Source organism: Rhodococcus sp. IEGM 1307 (genome assembly GCF_030056915.1).
Lineage (GTDB): Bacteria > Actinomycetota > Actinomycetes > Mycobacteriales > Mycobacteriaceae > Rhodococcus_F > Rhodococcus_F opacus_D.
Map to the genome: position 1 here is coordinate 190,208 of NZ_JASHKW010000012.1, position 16,918 is coordinate 207,125.

12 protein-coding genes and 1 pseudogene are annotated in these 16,918 nt (G+C 67.1%); 3 read left to right on the forward strand and 10 right to left on the reverse strand.

What is annotated here, in order from left to right:
• Positions 1-66: 66 nt before the first annotated feature.
• Complete coding sequence (locus tag QM841_RS23825; RefSeq protein ID WP_105415523.1) at positions 67-1,074, reverse strand: NAD(P)H-dependent glycerol-3-phosphate dehydrogenase; 1,008 nt, start codon at positions 1,072-1,074, stop codon at positions 67-69.
• Positions 1,075-1,180: 106 nt separating this feature from the next.
• Here QM841_RS23825 and QM841_RS23830 point away from each other — a divergent pair, with 106 nt between their 5' ends.
• Positions 1,181-1,849 carry an Rv1157c family protein gene (locus tag QM841_RS23830; RefSeq protein WP_283333823.1) on the forward strand — a complete coding sequence of 223 codons (669 nt, stop codon included), beginning with the start codon at positions 1,181-1,183 and terminating at the stop codon, positions 1,847-1,849.
• A gap of 8 nt (positions 1,850-1,857) precedes the next feature.
• On the opposite strand, the gene QM841_RS23835 is transcribed toward QM841_RS23830, so the two are convergent.
• From QM841_RS23835 to QM841_RS23845, 3 genes are all read right to left on the reverse strand, one after another.
• Positions 1,858-3,174 carry an HNH endonuclease gene (locus QM841_RS23835; RefSeq protein ID WP_283333824.1) on the reverse strand — a complete coding sequence of 439 codons (1,317 nt, stop codon included), beginning with the start codon at positions 3,172-3,174 and terminating at the stop codon, positions 1,858-1,860.
• 148 nt (positions 3,175-3,322) lie between these two features.
• Entirely contained in the window at positions 3,323-4,159 is an 837-nt protein-coding gene (locus tag QM841_RS23840) for a class I SAM-dependent methyltransferase (RefSeq protein WP_283333825.1), read from the reverse strand.
• 103 nt (positions 4,160-4,262) lie between these two features.
• Positions 4,263-6,965 carry a helix-turn-helix transcriptional regulator gene (locus tag QM841_RS23845; protein ID WP_283333827.1) on the reverse strand — a complete coding sequence of 901 codons (2,703 nt, stop codon included), beginning with the start codon at positions 6,963-6,965 and terminating at the stop codon, positions 4,263-4,265.
• A gap of 122 nt (positions 6,966-7,087) precedes the next feature.
• Here QM841_RS23845 and QM841_RS23850 point away from each other — a divergent pair, with 122 nt between their 5' ends.
• Positions 7,088-9,022 (forward strand): 2-oxoacid:acceptor oxidoreductase subunit alpha, encoded by a 1,935-nt coding sequence (locus QM841_RS23850; RefSeq protein WP_283333829.1) that lies wholly within the window; start codon positions 7,088-7,090, stop codon positions 9,020-9,022.
• Between the two features lie 5 nt (positions 9,023-9,027).
• The gene (locus QM841_RS23855; RefSeq protein WP_283333943.1) at positions 9,028-10,095 is read left to right on the forward strand and encodes a 2-oxoacid:ferredoxin oxidoreductase subunit beta; all 1,068 of its coding nucleotides are present in this window, start codon (positions 9,028-9,030) and stop codon (positions 10,093-10,095) included.
• Here the strand turns inward: QM841_RS23855 and QM841_RS23860 are convergent.
• The 6 genes and pseudogenes from QM841_RS23860 to QM841_RS23885 all read right to left on the reverse strand — a co-directional run bounded on the left by QM841_RS23860 (position 10,071) and on the right by QM841_RS23885 (position 16,918).
• Positions 10,071-11,422, reverse strand: a pseudogene (locus QM841_RS23860) (MFS transporter). The gene QM841_RS23855 and the pseudogene QM841_RS23860 sit on opposite strands and share 25 nt — an antisense overlap.
• 54 nt (positions 11,423-11,476) lie before the next feature.
• On the reverse strand, positions 11,477-12,271 hold the full coding sequence (locus QM841_RS23865; RefSeq protein ID WP_283333831.1) for a 1,6-dihydroxycyclohexa-2,4-diene-1-carboxylate dehydrogenase: 795 nt from the start codon (positions 12,269-12,271) through the stop codon (positions 11,477-11,479).
• Positions 12,268-13,803, reverse strand: a complete 1,536-nt coding sequence (gene benC, locus QM841_RS23870; protein WP_283333833.1) for a benzoate 1,2-dioxygenase electron transfer component BenC — start codon at positions 13,801-13,803, stop codon at positions 12,268-12,270. Before benC ends, QM841_RS23865 begins: the two co-directional genes overlap by 4 nt.
• A 36-nt stretch (positions 13,804-13,839) precedes the next feature.
• Positions 13,840-14,349, reverse strand: a complete 510-nt coding sequence (gene benB, locus QM841_RS23875; RefSeq protein WP_283333834.1) for a benzoate 1,2-dioxygenase small subunit — start codon at positions 14,347-14,349, stop codon at positions 13,840-13,842.
• Positions 14,350-14,363: 14 nt separating this feature from the next.
• Entirely contained in the window at positions 14,364-15,740 is a 1,377-nt protein-coding gene (gene benA, locus QM841_RS23880; RefSeq protein ID WP_283333836.1) for a benzoate 1,2-dioxygenase large subunit, read from the reverse strand.
• A 182-nt stretch (positions 15,741-15,922) separates the two neighbouring features.
• The gene (locus tag QM841_RS23885; RefSeq protein ID WP_283333837.1) at positions 15,923-16,918 is read right to left on the reverse strand and encodes a 2Fe-2S iron-sulfur cluster-binding protein; all 996 of its coding nucleotides are present in this window, start codon (positions 16,916-16,918) and stop codon (positions 15,923-15,925) included.

Below are 16,918 nucleotides of genomic sequence, written 5' to 3' on the forward strand. Positions count from 1 at the left end.
CCCCAGTTTTCTAGGAGATTGCTTAGAAACGTCTAGATAGTGCTACTGCCGGTTGCAGTCGTGCGGTCATGCCACCTCGTGCTCTCCGCCGGCAGCGACTTTCCGCAGGCCACGGTAGGCGCCTTCCGGCGTCTGCCGACCCGCGACCACCGCCTCGACCTCGGCGGCAATGGGCATCTCCACGTTGTAGTCGCGGGCCAGTTCCATCACGGTGGGGGCCGTCTTCACGCCCTCGGCCACCTGCCCCAACTTTGCGACCGCCTCGTCGACCGTCATGCCGCGGGCGATGTACTCGCCCACCCGCCGGTTACGCGAACTCGGGCTCATACAGGTGGCGATCAGGTCTCCGACCCCGGTGAGTCCCGCGAACGTCCGCGGGTTCGCGCCCATCGCCTCACCCAGCCGGGTCATCTCGGCCAACCCTCGCGCCAGGACCATCGCGCGCGTGTTGTCGCCGACATCCAGCCCGTCGGCCATTCCCGAGGCGATCGCCACGATGTTCTTCAGCACGCCACCGAGTTCGCAGCCCAGCACATCGGTGTTCCGGTACACCCGGAACACGGCGGACGCGAACAACGGCTGCAACGCGGTGGCCACCCGAACGTCCTGGGTGGCCACGACCGACGCGGCCGCCAGTCCGTCCACGATCTCCCGCGCAATATTCGGGCCCGCGAGAAGCCCGACCGGATGCCCGGGCAGGCACTCGGCGATCACCTCGGTGGGTCGCAGCCGTGTTCCCGGCTCCAGCCCCTTCGCCAGCGACAGCACCGGCACCCACGCCCGCACCTCGTTGGCGATCTGAGCGAGGGTGCTGCGGACCGCGTGCGACGGCACCCCAACCACGAGAACGTCGGCTTCATGGGCCGCTTCGACGATGTCGGCTGTGGAGCGCATGGAGTCGGGGAGCGGGCGGTCGCCGAGGTAGCGGGAGTTGCGGTGCTCGTTGTTGATCTCGTCGGCCGTATCCGAGTTCCGCGCCCACAGCAGGGTCGGTGTGTTGTGGGCGGCGAGACCTGCCACCGTCGTCCCCCACGAGCCGGCGCCGAGCACGACGACGCGTACCGGGCGGGCCATTACCGGTCACCCATCGAGTTGATGCTGTCCATGACCTCAAGCCTGGCACTTGCCGGACGTTCACGAAGCTGATTCGGCAAGTCCCTGTGGCCGCTAGCATCCATTCATGCGTGGACGAATTGCAGGACTTGCGGCGTGTGTCGGTGTGCTCGTCTCCATGGCGGCCGGTGAAGCGCGCGCCGTGCCCCCGCCGCTCGGCGACGTGGCGGCAGTGCGAGCCGCCCTCCAATCGGCCGCCATGCCGATCAGCACCCGCACCGCGCAGTCGATCACGACCACCATCGAGCGCATCGCCGACGGTACACCGCGCTACAACTACTTCCCCCGATCGGTTCATCTCGTCGAGGGCACCGCCCAGCCGTTCCTGTACGACACCACCGCAGCCGACTGCCTCCCTGCCGGCTTCGGAGAGCAGAACGATTCGGTCGGTATCGCTCGCGCGATAGCAGGCCCCGCCGTCGACGAGAACCTTCCTGTCCCAGTCATTCCGCCGGGGAAGGTCAATGTCTTCTTCAGCGGGATGAACACGGCAATGTCGTCGCCACTGCAGGGCGACCTCGTCGAGGTCGCCTGGCTGAACCTCACCACCATGCAGTCGGGGCGAGCGCCGTTGTATCAGGAGCGGCCGGCCGACTACATCGTCACGCTGTCCAATACCCTCGAGACAGGCAGGGGCACAATCGTGTTCGTCGTCTTCGGGAGCATCCTCGACAACACCAGCCGGGCATTGCCGCCATGTGATTACGCCCCGGTGGTCGGCGTCGTCCAGGCGTGATCGCGCTGTCACGACGCACGCAGGCGTGCGATCAGTACCGCCTCGACCTCCGACTGTCGTGCCGCGGCCGGGAGCGGCGGGGCCGCCGATCGGTAGTGGTGCCCGGTCGGGGTGCCGAGGTCGATGAGGTGGGTGCCGCCGGGCCTGCTCACGGGACGTGCTGTCCAACCCGGTGCTTCCTTCGCGTAGTTGCAGGCCTCGCAGAGCCCGGACCCGTTTCGCGCGGTGGTCTTACCCAATTTACTGCGTGAGCGGATGTGATCGTGATGCCGGATCGGCGCATCGCACCACGGAGTCCGGCACGTCCGATCCCGCAGGTCGATCAGCTGTCGCAGGCCCTTCGGGAACGTGCGCGACCGGGACTCCATCGCCGTCAACGCCCCCGACTGGGGGCACGAATACACCCGCTGTAACGACGTCTCCGCGTCGGCATCGACAGAATCGGCCACCAGTTGCCGGGCAATCCCCGCCGGCACCGGCCCGAACCCCTGCAACTGCGCGGCCTCGTGCCCACCGGCCAGCAAGGTCTCGTCCGAGAGCACCAGATTCACCGCCACCGGCACCCCCGCCGCCACCGACGCTCCGGTGCCGCGGTCGAACAACAGATCCACCATCAGCTGATTGCGGGTGCGGCCACCGCTGTTCCCGGTGGCAATCAGGCTGTCGGCATCCCGACCCAGCGTGGCCTGGAGGCACACTGCTTGCTCCACCGGCATCAACACACTGAGGTAGGCCATCGAATCCGGCGCCGGCCGTGTCGTGACCCGACGCTCCGACACCGCCTTGCGATGCCGGGCCACGACCGCCGCGGCATCGAGTTCCACCGCCAACGCTTTCGCCCGCGCGATCAGACCGCGGTCGCCGACGCCGTCGAGGGTGGCCGGGTCCGAGCACAACCGGCGGTCCACGAAGCCCCGATCCGTCGCCGACAGGCACGCCGTCTCCCGCACCAACAACGTCGCTCGCCATTCGTTCAACCGGCCCGACCGCAACAGGGCCAGGGTGTGCGGCATCTCGTGCACCAACGCCCGCGCGAACCCGAGATGCCGACCACCGCGGTTCGGGGACTCCCTGCGCGCCAACGCAATCTGCGAGGCGATGCCGCGGTCCCAGTCCGCCCGCGGCAACCCGGCAGCCTTGCGGTCCGCGCGGATAGACGTGGCGACGTCGTCGGTGATCACCGCCTGCACCGCACACCCGACCGACTTCAACGCCTCGATCGCGTCGAGCAGATCGATGGCCAATCCCGCATCGCCACTCGCCGCCTCGGCACATTGCAACCGCGCCGTGAATGCGCGTAATTCCTCGAGAAGTAATGCCCCCACAACCAACCTCCCCCAAGGTCATTCGAAAACATGTTCGACTCTAGCAACCCATTCCGGACCGGGCAATACCCAAGTTGCCGAATGGGTAACGTGTGCATGGTCGGGGTGGAGGGGGAGTGCGACGAGAGCGTGACAGTGGTCGACCTCGCTACCACTTCCGTGCGGTGAGGAGGAGGTATTCCCAGTTCATCACGGTGCTGCCGGTGCCGTGGTCGAAACGACGTGCGAGATCGGCGAGTTCGTGATCCAGCGCGGCGACGCGGGCGGGGTCGTCAGCGATGTTCCGGTACACGGCGATGGACGGACCGTAGCGAGATTTGAAGTAGTCACGGAAGTCCTCGGGTGACCGGAATTGATCGATACGCACGGTGTGCCGGGTTGCTACGATGTCGGTGACGCGATGGCCGAACAATGCCCGGACGTGTTCTTCACGACCCCACAGTGGCGGGGGCTGCGCGCCCGGAGGGGGCGGGGGTGCATACGGTTTCATCGTTGCGAACATCTGCCCGATGAAACCTTCGGGGGTCCAGCTGAGTAGGCCGATCGTTCCTCCCGGTCGGCAGACGCGGACGAGTTCGTCGGCGCTCGCCTGATGGTGCGGGGCGAACATGACGCCGACGCACGACAGCACGGTGTCGAACTCGTTGTCGGCGAACGGCATGGCCTCGGCGTCGGCTTCGCGCCACTCCACCTCGGCTCCGAGTTCGGCGGCACGGCGGCGTCCGGCGTCGAACAGTTCGGGGGTGAGGTCACCGGCGACGACGCTCGCCCCGGACAGTGCCGCGGGGATGGCGGCGTTGCCGGAGCCTGCCGCGACGTCGAGAACGCGGTCGCCGGGCCTGACCCGGCTGGCGCGGACCAGGGCGGGCCCGAGGCCGGCGATGATGTCGGTGGCCAGGGCGGGGTAGTCGCCGAGAGCCCACATGGCGCGGTGTTTGTTCTTCAGGTCGCGGTCGGCTTGCACTGCGTCGATCGTGTCATCCATCTCGGTACTCCGGTGGGTCGGCTGCATCGGTCGAGATCCAGCCTGGCCGGATGGTGGTGCCCCGAACAGGCACCCTCGGGGTAGGTTCCCGCCACCTCGGCTGTCAGTCCTGGTCGCGGAACTGCGCGGCGAGTTCGCTGCGCGAGCGGATGCCGAGCTTCGCGTAGACCCGGGTCAGGTGGTACTGCACGGTCTTGACGGACAGGAACAGTTCGCCCGCAGCCTCCTTGTTGCTGGCTCCGCCGGCGACGAGTTCGGTCACGGCCCGTTCCTGCGGAGTGAGTTCCTCGAGTGTGAACCGGCTGCGTTTGAGGTTGAGGCCGCCTGCCTTGAGTTCGCGGTCGCACCGCTGCACGTAGGAGGTGGCACCGAGCGCGAAATATCCCTCCCGGGCGGCCTGCATGACGGCGTCCGCTTCGCGCCGCTTGCCTGCCCGGCGCAAAGTCTGGCCGTACGCGAAGTTCACGCGTGCCCGATCGTAGGGGAGAGGAAGTGTGTCGAGGTGCGTCAACGCCGTCTCGAACACGTCCCGGGCGGCATCGATGTCGCCACGCGCGCCGGCGACGCGACCGCGGGCGTAACCGAGGCGAGCCATAGCCGACCGGTGCCCGCGCTCCACGGCGCGTTCCTCGTGCGGGATGAGGAACGCGTCCGCGTCGTCGACGCGACCGGCCATCACGAGAGCGTTCGCGTAGACGTCGGGCCACTGCCAGAAGCCGGGCTCGTCGATGCCCTCCCGCGGTTGCAGGCGGGTGAGAGGCTCGAGCGCCCTGATCACGGCGGCGTAGTCGGCCTGCACTTCGGCGCATTGGGCGCGGGCCAGGGAGGACGGAATGAACATCATCGGGTAGTCGTGCGAACTCGCCGCCGCGAGGCGGAGGTGCTCCTGCGCAGCGGGCCAGTTTCCGCGGAGCGCGTGTGTCTGCGCGCCGGTCCAGTGCACGAGGGGCCGGACGAGGTCGAGCGCGGCGTCCTCGAGTTGGTGTGCGGCACGGTCGACCGTGGCGATCGCGCCGCTCCAGTCACCGAGGGCGAATTGCGTTCGCGCCAGCCAGGCCTGCGCCCACAGCGAGATGCGGGTCGAGCCCATCCGGAAGGCCGTGGGGACGGCGCTCTCGAGTTCCTGACGCGCCGATTCGGGATCGTCCAGCGCCAGGTCGAGCCAGCCTCTGGCCATGTCGAAGCGCTGGGACTGGGCACCGAGAGCGATCTTCGCGGACAGCGTGTCGTAGGCGGCCCGTGCCTCCACGATCTGACCCGTGGCAGCGAGTCCGAGTCCCATGATCGCCGCGGATTCGACGGCCGACGGATCGCCCGGATCGACGAGAGCCACGGCCCGGCCGGCCCATTCGACGAGGTCCGGTCCGTGCCAGCGGACGAGTGAGTCCAGGACGCGGCGCTGGCAGATCAGCGCGGCGGTCGCCGGATCGGTGTCCGGGTCGCATGCGGTCCAAGACTGGGTGAGCAGCAGATCGGCTTCCGCGGGTCGTCCCCGGAGGATTGCGAGGTAGCCGAGTACGGCGTCGCGTAACGGACTTTCGGGGAAGCTCTCGATCTCCGGCGCGAAAGCCAGTGCCTGGGGAAGGTTGCTGGCACCGACGAGGGCGTCGACGGCCCGGATGAGGCGTTGTTCGCGTTCGCCGCGGTCCGCGGTGAGGCGGCTCGACTTGATCAATGCGTCCGCGACGGCCGACCACGCCCCGACGGTCGCCCGCTGCGCAGAGTAGGTGTCCAGTTCGTCCGCGAGCGCGGGGTCGGCGAACGGCGCGGCCGCGGCGCGATGGTCCAGCCGCCTGCCCTCGTCCTCGACGATCTGTGCGGCATGATCGTGCAGGTCACGTAGCCGGATCGGCCCGAGGCTGCGGTAGACGGCGGCCCGGGTCAGCGGCGACGGGAAGGTCAGCACGGTCACGCCGCGATGCTCACCGACGGTGAGGAGGCCCGCCCGGTGGATTTCGTCGAGCGCTTCCACCGGGTGCTCGATGCCCGCGAGCGCGGCGGCGTCGGCGAATCGAGTATTACCGGCGAGTACCGCCGCCGATTCGACGAGCGCCCGGGCAGGCGCCGAGCACCCCGACAGTTGTGACTGCACTTTCGCGGCGAACGTGCGGGGCACCGGGAGCACTGGCTGCCACTGGCTCCACGCGCTCGGGTTGACTTCCTGCAGAAGTTGCGTGAGGTGCCGTGGATTCCCCGCCGTGTGCTGAACGAGCTGGTGCGCCACCTGGGCCGGAAGGTCGAGATGCGCAAGGGTATTCGCAAGTCTTCGGGTGTCGGACGCATCGAGCGGACGGACCTGGATCCGATGCCGGCGATGCCGGTCGAGGAGGTCGAGGACGTCCGCGGGAACACCCTCAGGAGGTTCCGAGTTCGTGACGAGGACGATCATTGCCGGTCGGTCGAGCAGGTGCACGGCGGAGGTCAGCGCCTGCAGTGAGGTGAGGTCTGCCCAGTGCGCATCGTCGAGCACGAAGACGAACGGAACGTCACCGGCAGGCGGATCCACTGCAGCGACGAGTTCGCGGGCGACGTCGACGGGGTCCTCCGACGTCACGGCCGCCCCGAGGAGCTGTTCGGCGACGCCGAAGGGATGGCCGGACGCCCACGGGGCGCAGACCGCGGAGAACGCCGGCAGGTCGGGATGTGCCGCGAGGAAGTGTTCCATCAGAGTGGTCTTGCCGACGCCCGGCACGCCTTCGACGACCACGACGGCGGGCGCGTTCTCGCGCGCCTCACGCAGGATCGACTCTAGTTCGGCGAGTTCGCGGGAACGCCCGACGAGCTCGATGTTCCCTGGGTCACTCACACCACTCACCGTATCGCGACGCCTGATTTCGGCGTGTTCCTGGCGAAAACTGGGAACGCTTGTACCGTGAGGTTAGAAGCTGCTGGTCAGAACGACTACGAGTCGAAGGATTCGGTGCATTCATGACGACGGAGGTTAACTCCACGAAGCTGGAACGGGTGGCGATCCGCTTTGCCGGAGACTCCGGCGACGGCATGCAGTTGACCGGCGACCGGTTCACGTCGGAGGCGGCGGCGTTCGGCAACGACCTCGCCACCCAGCCCAACTTCCCCGCCGAGATCCGGGCGCCTCAGGGCACGCTCCCCGGTGTGTCGTCGTTCCAGATCCAGATCGCGGACTACGACATCCTCACCGCCGGCGACCGCCCGGACGTTCTGGTCGCCATGAACCCGGCGGCGTTGAAGGCGAACCTGGACGATCTGCCGCGGGGCGGCATGATCATCGTGAACACGGACGAGTTCACCAAGCGAAATCTCGCGAAGGTCGGATACGCCACGAGCCCCCTCGACGACGACTCCCTCGAGGACTACGTGGTGCATCCGGTGGCGATGTCGACGTTGACGGTCGGCGCGGTCGAACCCGCCGGACTGAGCCGGAAGGACGGCGAGCGGGCGAAGAACATGTTCGCACTCGGACTGTTGTCGTGGATGTACAACCGCCCCACCCACAGCATCGAGCGGTTCCTGCAGACCAAGTTCGCAGCGAAGCCGCAGATCGCGGAGGGCAACCTCCTCGCGTTCAAGGCCGGATGGAATTACGGGGAGACGACGGAGAGTTTCGCGACCACCTACGAGGTGTCCGCGGCGACGCTCCCATCGGCCACGTACCGCCAGGTCACCGGGAACACGGCCCTGGCCTACGGGGTGGTGACGGTGGGACGGCTGGCGTCGCGGGACGTCTTCCTCGGCACCTATCCGATCACCCCGGCATCGGACATCCTGCACGAGCTGAGCAAGCACCGGAATCTCGGCGTCACCACGTTCCAGGCGGAGGACGAGATCGCCGGAATAGGCGCGGCGCTGGGCGCGTCGATCGGGGGCGCGCTCGGCGTGACGAGCACGTCCGGACCCGGACTGGCGTTGAAGAGCGAAGCCATCGGGCTGGCGGTGATGACGGAGGTCCCGCTGCTCGTCATCGACGTCCAGCGTGGTGGCCCGTCCACCGGTCTCCCCACGAAGACCGAACAGTCGGACCTGTTGCAGGCGATGTACGGACGCAACGGCGAGTCGCCGGTCGCGGTGATCGCACCGTGCTCACCCGCGGATTGTTTCGATGCTGCGGTCGAGGCCGCCCGGATCGCGTTCACGTACCGCACACCGGTGCTGTTGCTGTCGGACGGCGCCATCGCGAACGGCAGCGAACCGTGGGCCATCCCGGACGTGTCCGAACTGGACCGGATCGACCCCGGCTGCGACACGGCACCACCGGTGGACGGCGAGTTCGCACCGTACGCCCGCGACCGGGAGACGCTCGCCCGTGCCATGGCGATACCGGGAACGCCCGGGCTCGAACACCGCATCGGCGGACTCGAGAAGGCCGACGGCAGCGGCGACATCTCCTACGATCCCGCCAACCACGACCTCATGGTGCGGTTGCGCCAGGCCAAGATCGACGGAATCGCCGTTCCCGACGCGGTCGTCGACGACCCGTCGGGTGAGGCCGACCTGCTGCTCGTCGGATGGGGCAGCTCGTACGGACCCATCGGTGAGGCCTGCCGGCGTGCTCGCCGTGAGGGCAAGAAGGTGGCCCACGTGCACGTGCGCAACATCAATCCACTGCCCGCCAATCTCGGTGCGGTGCTGCACAGCTACGGGACCGTCGTCGCACCGGAGATGAATCTGGGCCAGCTCGCGATGATCCTCCGTTCGAGGTTCCTCGTGGACGTGCACTCGGTGACCAAGGTGCAGGGGCTCGCCTTCCTCGGCGACGAACTGCACGAGGTGATCGATTCCGCGCTGGCCGGAACGTTGCGTGAGCACGAGCTCGCGAAGACCGCCGACGCGCTCGCGTCGGCTACCTACCGATCGACCGGACCCCGGCAGGAGGAATCGGTGTGACACGGATGATCAGTCGTGTCGGTGCGGATCTGGGCCTGAGCGCCACCGCGCACGTGCCCAGGACCGACGAACCGCAGAAGGCCAAGGACTTCACGTCGGACCAGGAGGTCCGTTGGTGTCCGGGGTGCGGCGATTACGTCATCCTCGCCACGATCCGAAGTTTCCTGCCGGAGTTGGGACTCCGACGCGAGAATCTGATGTTCGTCTCCGGTATCGGATGCTCGAGCCGGTTCCCGTACTACCTGGACACGTACGGCCTGCACTCGATCCACGGTCGTGCGCCTGCCATCGCGACGGGTCTCGCGGTGACGCGCCCCGACCTGTCGGTGTGGGTGGTGACCGGAGACGGCGACGCACTGTCGATCGGGGGCAACCATCTCATCCACGCCCTGCGGAGAAACGTCAACATGACGATCCTGTTGTTCAACAACAGGATCTACGGGCTGACCAAGGGGCAGTACTCGCCGACGTCGGAGGTCGGCAAGGTCACCAAGTCGACGCCGCTGGGATCGGTGGACCACCCGTTCAACACGCTGTCCCTCGCGCTGGGAGCCGAGGCCACCTTCGCGGCCCGCGCCATGGACTCGGACCGCAAGGGGCTGACGGAGGTGCTGCGGCAGGCGGCGGCGCACCGCGGCACGTCGTTCGTGGAGATCTACCAGGACTGCCCGATCTTCAACGACGGCTCGTTCGACGTCCTACGCAAGGACGGTTCGGAGCAGCGCCTCATCCCGCTGACCCACGGCGAGCCGATCGTCTTCGGCGGAGCGGGCGAATACTGCGTCGTCCGATCGGGTTTCGGTCTGAAGGTGGTCGCGACCGCCGACGTCGACCTGGACGACATCGTCGTGCACGACGCCCACACCGACGACCCCGACTACGCGTACGCACTGTCGAGGCTCTCCGACCAGGACCTCACCCACACCGTGACCGGTGTGTTCCGCAGCGTCACACGGGACACGTACGACGACATGGTGCGCCTGCAGAACGAGATCGCGCGGGAGAAGGACCCGGTCGACGACGGCTCGCTGCAGCGACTGCTGACCGGTCACGACACCTGGACGGTGGAGTAGGCGGCCGCAGGCGCGGCGCGGGTGACCCGTGCGCGCGGAACGAAGAACGTCACGATCCCGCCCAGGACGGCGAGCCCGCGAAGACGTAGAACGCCACCTGGCTGCTGATGCCGGCGCTGATCAGTGTGCCGCCGATCAGGGGGCCGAAGATGCCGCCCAGTCGGCCGAAACCGGCGCACCAGGCCACCCCGGCGCCGCGCGCGGACGTCGAGTAGTAGTTGGAGACGAAGCCGTAGATCAGGACCTGCGTGCCGATGGTGCCGACTCCGGCGACGGCGACGGACGCGAGGAGCACGGGCAGCGGGAAGCCGAGCGTCAGGAGGATCAGGGCCAGCGCGGCGAGACCGAACGTCGTGGCGACGACGCGTTGCGGTCCGATGCCGTCGGCGACCTTGGAGGCGATCAGACCGCCGAGGATCGCGCCGCCGTTGAGGACGAGCAGGAACGACAGCGAACCCTTCGCGTTGAAACCGGCGTCTTCCATGATCTTCGGAAGCCACGTGTTGAGGCCGTAGGTGAGCAGGAGGCCGGAGAAGCTCATCATTCCGAGAAGCGCAGTGCCCCAGGCGTAACGGTGGGTCGCGAGTGCGGCGAAGCCGACCTTCTCGACGGAGGCCCGTTCCGCGGCGATCTCGTCGGCGTCGGGCATCGGGATGCCCGTGCGTTCGGAGATGCGGCGTGCCTTGTCCTCGTGGCCGCGGGCGACGAGCCACTTCGGCGACTCGGGCAGTTTCACGAGAGCCAGCGGAAGCAGGATCACGATGGGCAGTGCGCCGATCCAGAAGAGGCCGCGCCAGCCGATCGTGTCGCGCAGAACGATCGCGAGGAGGGAGGCGAGCACCCCGCCGGCGGGGACGCCGCTGTAGACGATGGCGTTGTACAGGTTCCGCTTTCCGGGAGGTGCGAACTCCGCCACCATCGCACCGGCGGTGGCGACGAGGCCACCGACCCCGATGCCGGTGAAGAATCGCAGCAGGCCGAACATGGTGACGTTGGTGGCCAACGCGGCGAGCCCCATTCCGATGGAGAACCACGCGATGTTGACGAGCATCATCCGCCGCCGGCCCAGGTAGTCGCCCACAGCGCCGGCGGTGAGTGCGCCCACCATGACACCGATGAGCGCGTACGAGCCCAATGCACCGGCCTGCTGCGCGGAGATCTCGCCGAGCTGGCCGGGATCGTTCATCAACGTCGGGAGGATGGTGCCGTACACGACCAGGTCGTAGCCGTCGAAGATGATCGCGATCGTGGCGATCGCGACGACCCACGTGACGGCACTACGGTGTCTCGGACTCGCCCAGGTATCGGGGGTGGTGGATGGGTTCATGGTGATCTCCGCTCGGTGGGTGTGACGGGGAACCGTTTCGAGATCTGTGGGCTGCTAGCCGAGGTCGCCACCGGCGACGGGCAGTACCGTCCCGGTGATGTACGTGGCCTCGTCGGAGGCGAGGAAGACGATGGCCGCGGCCTGCTCGTCCAGCGTTCCGTACCGCTTCAGCAGGGACGACTCGACGGTCTGGTCGACGATCTGCTGGTACCAGGCCTTTTCCTGATCGGTCTCCGCGCCGGGGCCGCGGGGAACGCGGCGAGCGGGCGCCTCGGTGCCGCCGGGTGCGGTGGCGACCACGCGGATTCCGTACTGTGCGGCTTCGAGAGCCAGGGAGGCGGTGAGGGCGTTGACGCCGCCCTTCGACGCCGCGTAGGGCACGCGGTTGACACCCCGCGTGGCCACCGAGGACACGTTGACGATGGTGCCCGACTGCTGCGCGATCAGGTGGGGGAGGACGGCGCGGCACGTCCACAGGGTCGGGAACAGCGACCGCTGCACCTCCGCCTGGATCTGCTCCGCCGTGTAGTGCTCGTACGGCTTGGCCCAGATGGTGCCGCCGACGTTGTTGATCAGCACGTCGAGCCGGCCGTGCTGCTGCCGCGCCTCGTCGATCGCCGCCTCGGCGTCGGCGAACTGTTCCAGATCGGCGGTGATGCTGTGCGCGTCGGTTCCGTTCTCGCGCAACCCCTTCGCGACGTCGTGGACGAGTTCGGCGCGGTCGATCAGGATCAGCGACGCACCCTCGGCCGCGAGTCGGGTCGCGACCGTCAGGCCGATGCCCTGCGCTGCGCCGGTGACCGCGACGACCTTGCCGTCGAAGCGATGCGGAGTGACGAGTCCACTCATGCGACGGCACTCCTCTCGATGGCGCGGCACATGGTGGCCTTCGCGTGCGCGCTGTGGCTGACGATCAGGTCGTGGGCGGCGGCCCGGTCGCCCTTCTCGAACGCGGTGACGATGTCGAGGTGGTCGTGCTGGATGTGTTCGTCCACCCAGTCCGCGGTGCGGAGCACCTTCGTCATGAGCTGCGTGACCTCCAGGCGGTTGTACGCCTCGAGCAGCACGTCGTTGGCGGTGCACCGGAACAGGAATTCGTGGAAGGCGGCGTTGGTGTCGGTGAAGGCGCCTGCGTCCGTGAGGTGGTCGTTCTCGATCGATTCGCAGGAGGTCTCGGCGAGGATCCGGTACTCGGACAGCTGTTCCTTCGTCATCCGGCCGATGGTCAGTTCCATCGCACCGAGTTCGAGCGCCATGCGGGCGTCGAACTGTGCGTCCGACTCGGACAGCGGCTGGTGTTCCTCACCGATCTCGTACTCGGGGGCCGCCTCGACGGCGTCGGCCGGCGGTGCGGACGCGTCGGCGCCACTCGGTGTCGCGGCGTTGTTGAACTTCTCGAAGTAGAAGTTCGCCGGCGTGACGCCCTCCGACTTCAGATGGTCGCGCACCGCCTCGACCATGGGAGGCGGACCGCACAGGTACACGTCCACATCGCCGTCGTTCAGGTGTGCGGGCTCGAACAGTCCGGTGACGTACCCCTTGTTCGGTGCACTGCTCTCCGGGTCGGACACGCAGTAGTCGAACGTGAACTGGGGCAGGGACTTCGTGTATTCCTCGAGCTTGTCCAGTTCCACCAGGTCCGCGTCGGACGAGACTCCGTAGACCAGGTGCACGGGGTGGTCGGCGGCGTCGGTGCGCATCTTGTCGAGGATCGACAGCAGCGGGGCCAGCCCGGTGCCGCCGGCCAGCAGCAGGGCGCGACGCTTCTGCTCACGCAGGAAGAAGCTTCCCATCGGGCCGGTGAACTCGAGCGTGTCGCCGACCTGTGCGCGGCTACGCAGGTACTCCGACATCAGGCCGCCGTCGGTGATCTTGACCAGGAACGACAGTTCCTTCGACGTGGGTCCGGTGCTGAACGAGTACGAGCGCGTCGCTTCGGTCCCGGGAACGGTGATGTTCACGTACTGGCCGGGGAGGAAAACCAGGTCGTCGCGGTTCGCGATCTCGATCGTGAACCCGATGGTCGTGTCGGAGAACTTACGGATCTCGGTGACCGTCGAGGTGAACGTGCCTGCGGCGGTCTTCGCGACGTCGGACGTCGTCGGGATCTGCAGCACCAGATCACTTTCCGGCATCATCTGGCACGGAAGGCAGTAGCCCTGCTCCGCCTCTTCGTCGGTGAGCGCTTCCTCGATGTAGTCGCCGCCGTCGTACGTGCCGGATTCGCAGAGCGACTTGCAGGTGCCGCACGCCCCGTCTCGACAGTCGAGGGGAATGTTGATGCGCGCGCGGTAGGACGCGTCGGCGACCGTCTCGTCGCCGTCACACTTGATGAAGCGGGTGATCCCGTCCTCGAAACTCAGTGCAACTTGGAAAGTCATGGAAAACAGCTCGATTCGCGAAGAATGGGGAAGAAATCAGATGTGGTAGATGTCGACCACGTGGTGGATGTAGTCGTTCTTGAGCACGACCTTCTTCTTCAGGATCAGAGGCTGCTCACCAGAGAAGTCGATGGTGTAGAACGAATTCCCGAAGTACGTGTCGACCGTGTTGTACCGGAAGTAGAGCGTGAACCAGTTGAACCGGACATCTACGACTTCGCCGCGACGGTCGGTGACCTCGACGTTCGAGATGTTGTGACCGGTGCGGGGTTCCGGAAGGCTCGTCGCGCTCGACCGGTCGGTCTTGATGCGGAACACCCGGTCCTCGATGCCACCACGATTGGCGTAGTAGATCAGTGAGATCTCGGTCATCGGGTCGGTGGTCAGGTCACCGTCGTCGGCCCACGCCGGCATCCAGAACTCGGAGTCGGGGTGATAGCACTCGATCCACTTCTCGAACTCGCGGTCGTCGAGGTAGCGGGCCTCACGGTAGAGGAACTGCTCGATGTCGTGCTGGGTGACAGTGCTTTCGGCTACTGTGGTCATGTTTCTCGTCTCCCTCAGCGGTTGTTCGCGGCAACGTCGGCGTCGAGCGCCTTGGTGAGCGCTTGCACCCAGTAGCCGTGCTGGATCGGGTAGAGGCCCTCGTCCTCGGTCTTCACACCACTGGAGATGGGATTGATGCCGATCTTCTTCGCACCCTCGTCGGGGCCCTGGAGTTGGTGGGTGACACCGCGGCTGAGGTCGTTGAACGGTGCGGCGCCGGCCTGGTACGTCTTCTGGCAGGAGCGGAACTCCTCGAGATCGTCCGGGGTGGCCATGCCGGTGGCGTTGAAGAAGTCCTCGTACTGGCGGATGCGGGCGGCGCGTGCCGTGCGGCTCTCACCCTTGGGGGCGATGCAGTAGATGGTGACCTCGGTCTTGTCGACGGAGATCGGACGGAAATGCCGGATCTGCGAACCGAACTGGTCCATCAGGTACACGTTCGGGTACAGGCACAGGTTGCGGGACACACCGATCATCCAATCGGCGCGGTCTTCGCCGTACTGGGCGACGAGTTCGTCACGACGCTCGTTGAGGGGACGGTTGGCGGGGTCCGCCCACTTGGTCCACAGCAGCAGGTGACCGTTGTCGAACGAGTAGTACCCGCCCTGCTGCTTCGACCACTTGCCGGCGTCCATCGCCTTCGTGGCGTTGGTGGACTCGCCGGACTCCCGACGTGACGTGGTCGCGGCGTAGTTCCAGTGGGTAGCGGACACGTGGTAGCCGTCGGCACCGTTCTCGGTCTGCAGCTTCCAGTTGCCGTCATAGGTGTAGGTGGACGCACCGCGCAGGACCTCGAGGCCGTCGGGCGACTGGTCGACGATCATGTCGATGATCTTCGTGGTGTCACCGAGGTGTTCCTCGAGCGGCGGGACGTCGGCGTTGAGGCTGCCGAACAGGAATCCGCGGTAGTTCTCGAACCGCGCGACCTTGGTGAGGTCGTGGGAGCCGTCCTTGTTGAACTGTTCCGGGTAGCCGGCCTCACGCGGGTCCTTGACCTTGAGAAGCTTGCCGGAGTTGTTGAACGTCCAGCCGTGGAACGGGCAGGTGAACGTGGTCCGGTTGTCCGTCTTGCGCCGGCAGAGCATGGCGCCGCGGTGGCTGCACGCGTTCACCAGGGCGTTGAGCTCACCCTCCTTGTTGCGGGAGATCACGATCGGCTGGCGGCCCATGTACGTGGTGAAGTAGTCGCCGACGTTCGGGATCTGGCTCTCGTGGGCCAGGTAGATCCAGTTGCCCTCGAAGATGTGCTTCATTTCGAGTTCGAACAGGTCCTCGTCCGTGAAAACGCTACGTCGCACCTGGTAGCGACCGGTTTCCGCGTCCTCGACGAGCGCGTCGGCCAGCTTGGCGCGCACGCCGTCGGACGGCGCTGTGTACAGGGTTTCAGTCATGGGATCCTCCAAGATCTCCGGGGGGCTTGCGCCCTGCGAGGGCGCCCGGGTCCGGCAATGAATCCCACTCTTGCAGCCTGTGCGCTGCATCACACTAGGCATTTACCGAGTACTGACTAGGACGTGTTCGGCATGCGCACGCCGAGGCTCGGAGGGCCTCGGCGTGCGCACGCGGGCCGACTTCACACGGCTGGCGTGAACTTCTCCCGGAAGATGCGTCGCGGAGCCATACGCCGGCGCTTGAATGCCTTGACGCCGGCGTCGACCATCGCCGGCGGCCCGCACAGGTACCCGGAGTATCCGCGACAGGTGTCGAAGTCCTCCACGAACGCGTCCGTGACGTAACCGGACCGCCCGGACCACGACTGGTCGCTCAGACACGGCACGTACCGGAAGCCCGGGTGCGCCCGCTCCCACTCCTGGAACAGGTCGACATCGTAGAGGTCGGACTCCTCGCGCACGCCGTGATACAGGTGGATCGCGCGGTCCGGAGCCGACGTGAGTGCCTGGCGGACCATCGATTTCAGCGGGGCGAGCCCGGTTCCGCCGCCCAGCAGGATCATCGGACCCGCGTCCTCCGGATCGAGCCGGAAGTCCCCGAGCGGCCCCGCCATCTCGACGCGCTCGCCGACGGACAGCGTGCCGAAGACCCAACCGTCCGTCGCGACTCCGCCCGGCTGCCTGCGGATGTGGAACTCGAGCTGTTTCGACTCGCCCGGCGTGTTCGCCATCGAGTACTGGCGGCGGTGGTCGGTGCCGGGTACTCGCAGTTCGACGTACTGCCCCGCGGAGAATTCGAGCGGGCTGTCGAGCGTGACGAGAACCCGCCGCGTGTCACGGGCGACGTCCTCGATCGCGCTCACGGTGCCGACGACGTCTCGCAGTGCGTGGACGGTGCCCGCCGGTGCCGTGTCCAGGCGTTCCACCACCGTGTCACTGCACGGGGTCGCCTGGCAGGCCAGCGCAAACCCCTGCTCGCGTTCGGCCCGGGTCAGCGTGTGTTCGGGCGACAGGCCGTGGTCGACCTCCCCCGATACGACCCGCAGCTTGCACGTTCCGCACGTGCCCTGGTTGCAAGAGTTCGGCATCCACACGCTGCCCCGGAGGAAGGCGTCCAGAAGCGGCTGGTCGGGGCGGCATTCCACCCTGTCCGCGGAGACCGAGACGGTGAAGGTCAC

Coding starts and splice junctions, on each gene's coding strand:
- benC (WP_283333833.1), bottom strand. CDS start 13,803: ATGACTTTCCAAGTTGCACTGAGTTTCGAGGACGGGATCACCCGCTTC.
- QM841_RS23840 (WP_283333825.1), bottom strand. CDS start 4,159: ATGGATGACACGATCGACGCAGTGCAAGCCGACCGCGACCTGAAGAAC.
- benA (WP_283333836.1), bottom strand. CDS start 15,740: ATGACTGAAACCCTGTACACAGCGCCGTCCGACGGCGTGCGCGCCAAG.
- benB (WP_283333834.1), bottom strand. CDS start 14,349: ATGACCACAGTAGCCGAAAGCACTGTCACCCAGCACGACATCGAGCAG.
- QM841_RS23855 (WP_283333943.1), top strand. CDS start 9,028: ATGATCAGTCGTGTCGGTGCGGATCTGGGCCTGAGCGCCACCGCGCAC.
- QM841_RS23825 (WP_105415523.1), bottom strand. CDS start 1,074: ATGGCCCGCCCGGTACGCGTCGTCGTGCTCGGCGCCGGCTCGTGGGGG.
- QM841_RS23865 (WP_283333831.1), bottom strand. CDS start 12,271: ATGAGTGGACTCGTCACTCCGCATCGCTTCGACGGCAAGGTCGTCGCG.
- QM841_RS23830 (WP_283333823.1), top strand. CDS start 1,181: ATGCGTGGACGAATTGCAGGACTTGCGGCGTGTGTCGGTGTGCTCGTC.
- QM841_RS23850 (WP_283333829.1), top strand. CDS start 7,088: ATGACGACGGAGGTTAACTCCACGAAGCTGGAACGGGTGGCGATCCGC.